Here is a 3,125-nt window from a genome sequence, read left to right as displayed (position 1 = left end):
TAAAGAGTAAGAAAGCGTTAGGTGAGAGGAAGTAAACCTACAAGTTGCGCCTAACAACGACATGCACCGGAGCGCGGCGAGCGAGTCTCTCATCACTCATCCAATGCACCATGCCGCGCCCGGTGATGTGTGTTCGTTAGGTGGCTACTTGAATTTATCGATAAAGTTAACCTATATGGCAGATCGATCTATTTCGCAGAAAATCGGTTCTCAGGGCCATCGCTGGGTGATGGCTCACATTGAAGAAAATCCGAACTGGCTCGTCCGTGGACTCGATGAAGATTTCGGAGTGGACGCAGAAGCAGAATTGACTGAAGATGGCATTGTTGGACAAATTCTAAAACTTCAGTTTAAGTCATCTGAGATTGTTAATCGTAACAATAACCAAATAGAGTTTAGAATAGACCGCAAATACATTGAATATGCAAAGTCATGCCGATATCCGGTAATATTTATTCGAATAGATGTATCCGAAAAACAAGCGTGGTATTTATGGCTCCAACAATGGATACTTGAGAAACGAGCAGCAAGGGACCGCCTTGAAGATCAGGAGAGTTATACTATTTGGATTGATGAGTCACAGACTTTAACCTCGGGTCTCAATGCTGTTCTAAAAGACATTGCAAGATGGAGGGGAGAGACTCAGTTGGTTCTCAGCTTGCTTGATACGATGCGAGCCGCAGCCGCAACATATAATGAAGATATTATGTCTCAAGTTGTCACTTTACTCTCAACGACAGCTCATACTGTTGCTGATGCTTCGCTAGATATAATAATTCAAGAAGCTACTATCTTGGGAAATAGCCTCAGAGGCACCCGTGAGGGACTTGCTATATCACAGCAACTTTTCTCTCTCATTCGAACATTCGGTGATCGTGTATCACTCTCCTCTATAGATGCAGTCGTTCGGCGAGGCGATTCCTACTCCCGAATAGGACTTGATGCGCTTGGCATTCTTTACGACGAGTATTTTCAACATATCTCTTCTCTAAACCTCTCTGATCACTTCGAGGAGAAAGGTCTACTGAGGGTGGCATATTACTGTGCCCTTAGGGAGGCCAATCCCGAAAAGAAGTATATTGATTTTATGGGAGGGCCAGGAGACTTTACATTTGCTGGCCTAAAGTTTAGCTGTCCCCCAGAAGCTCGCTTTTGGGATAAGTACGCAAACCGTGGAGCATCCGCTATTCTTGATTATTTAGAACCAGAAAAAGCATCCTAACTATTACTCATCTGCGACGCGCCACCTAACAACCGCATCCAGCGGAGGCCGCGAAGCAAGTTTCTTAACGTTCCTTGATTGCCGTTCGCGGCCCCGCTGATGCGGAGCGTTAGACCCATAATACTACCAGTTTTTCAGATAAGCTTCCGAAAGAAGTGCGAGTTGGTTACGAATGATAAGCTGCTAAAATAAACGATCTGAATATGGTTTTCGCAAGCGAAAAAATAAGAGAGATTAATATCAGCAAGCCAGCCCGCGCATTACAATTTCTGAGGTTCACAGATTATGTGATGGTTCTATTCTGTGGTTTCGGAGTGTTGGGCCTTTTATTACAAGTAGTCATAGATCAAAAGCTAAGGCAGGAGATGGGATGGATCATTACATCAATCCTGTTCGCAGTTCTTTCTTTCAGTATATACGTCGGATTCCGGCATGTTGGCGTTATTAATCCTCATGTTTGGCGGGCATATATTATTGCCTTCCCGATGCTTCTACTTGTCTGCATTGTGTTTGTCTTGAGTTCTCTCATCGACCTTTTCATTGCCTTTGTAAATAATAGTGGTAAAGGTCATGGTGACGCGAAAGACATCGCCCTCCTGTTCCTATACTTCTTGGGCGGTGTGGTTGTTCTATCGGGATTTGTTTCTATACTGCTTCTGAGAAGTATGCTGATTGCACCGCTCGGTATTGCATTAGTGGAGATTCTCTCTCGCCTTAGGAATAGAGACAAACGAGTCATCAGTAATACAAATGTAAAAAGAGCGAATGTCCTTATCGGATCGCTATATGGAATATGCGGGGGGATTATTGTTTTGGGAGGTATTTTACCAGATGATCTACGCAGACACAGTGATTTTTTAGTAATCTCTCGCTATTTGTTTCTTCCAGGCTTCTTCTTTTTAGTGAAAGCCCGAAGATATTTTCAGATTAATGCTGATTCGTTGCTTTCCGTTGACAAAAGATCCCCGATCTTATTCCTTAGAGCTTTTAATGACGATGAAAGGCAAATTTATAAAACTTCACTGAGAGCCATTTTAGATTTTTCACTCGAAACTAGACTTGCAAATCATTTCTCTTATTTTGGGCCATTTATTGCCCTAGGCTCCCCTAGAGCATCTGTACCAGGACTAGGAGCAGCACAAGTTGTGCTCTTGGAAAGCGAATGGCGGTCAAAAATAATAAGTTGGATATCCGAAGCCGTTCTAATTATTATGTATGCTGGGAAAACCCCCTGGGTAAAGTGGGAGTTAACTAAGGTTATTGATTTAGACCGAGTCTCGAATTTGATATTGATGATTCCTGAGATCAATGAGTGGCGCTACGCCGACCTATCTGAGGAAACCGCTGCCCGGATTAAACACTTGAGAGACGTTTTTAAGAGCACTAGATGGAATGAGTCCCTTTCTGAGCTACAAGGTTTGCAAGATATATGTGCGTTGTTGTTTAGCGACGATGGGGCAATCGTTGTGATAAAAAGCCGCCCCCGCAATCGAGATGCATATCACTTAGCTGCTCTAATCGCTCATTACATCATATTAAATCCGGCTGCTAAGTGAGTTGCTCCATAAGAATCAGGGGGAGCACGGACTATTACGAAAATGGCGCATCAGATCAGAAGGGGCTCACAGAATTCAGTTAAACAATCGCGTAATTCGTAGCGAGAGTTCGCGCCATTGACAGGGTCTAACAACACGTTGCAGCGGAGGCCACGAAGCGCACTTCTTATGGCTACTTGTGAGGCCGTTCGCGGCCCCGCTGAACGCGGGCGTTGGGCGCCTCTCCCGTAGTCACTGAAGTGCGAATGAGGTTCGCGCCACAAACTTGGTTCGGTGGCAAGTCGGCCCTGCGGCGCTCGCTCAACGCAACGGCAAGCGCTGCACCGACGAACAACCAGCAGTCGCCA

The 3,125-nt window shown here is 45.0% G+C and carries 2 protein-coding genes; both read left to right on the top strand.

Annotated features, from left to right (window positions below; all coding sequences use genetic code 11):
- Window positions 1-175: 175 nt before the first annotated feature.
- The gene (locus VJ464_01910; GenBank protein ID HKQ03859.1) at window positions 176-1,222 is read left to right on the top strand and encodes a DUF4365 domain-containing protein; all 1,047 of its coding nucleotides are present in this window, start codon (window positions 176-178) and stop codon (window positions 1,220-1,222) included.
- Between the two features lie 203 nt (window positions 1,223-1,425).
- Complete coding sequence (locus VJ464_01905; GenBank protein ID HKQ03858.1) at window positions 1,426-2,778, top strand: hypothetical protein; 1,353 nt, start codon at window positions 1,426-1,428, stop codon at window positions 2,776-2,778.
- Window positions 2,779-3,125: the final 347 nt, after the last annotated feature.

The sequence above is a fragment of the Blastocatellia bacterium genome, assembly GCA_035275065.1.
GTDB lineage: Bacteria > Acidobacteriota > Blastocatellia > UBA7656 > UBA7656 > DATENM01.
Note: the sequence above shows the minus strand (reverse complement) of the source record. Positions and strands in the feature narration are given on the sequence as shown.

Excerpts from the sequence above, each read along its gene's own strand:
- VJ464_01910 (HKQ03859.1), top strand. The coding sequence starts at position 176 with ATGGCAGATCGATCTATTTCGCAGAAAATCGGTTCTCAGGGCCATCGC.
- VJ464_01905 (HKQ03858.1), top strand. The coding sequence starts at position 1,426 with ATGGTTTTCGCAAGCGAAAAAATAAGAGAGATTAATATCAGCAAGCCA.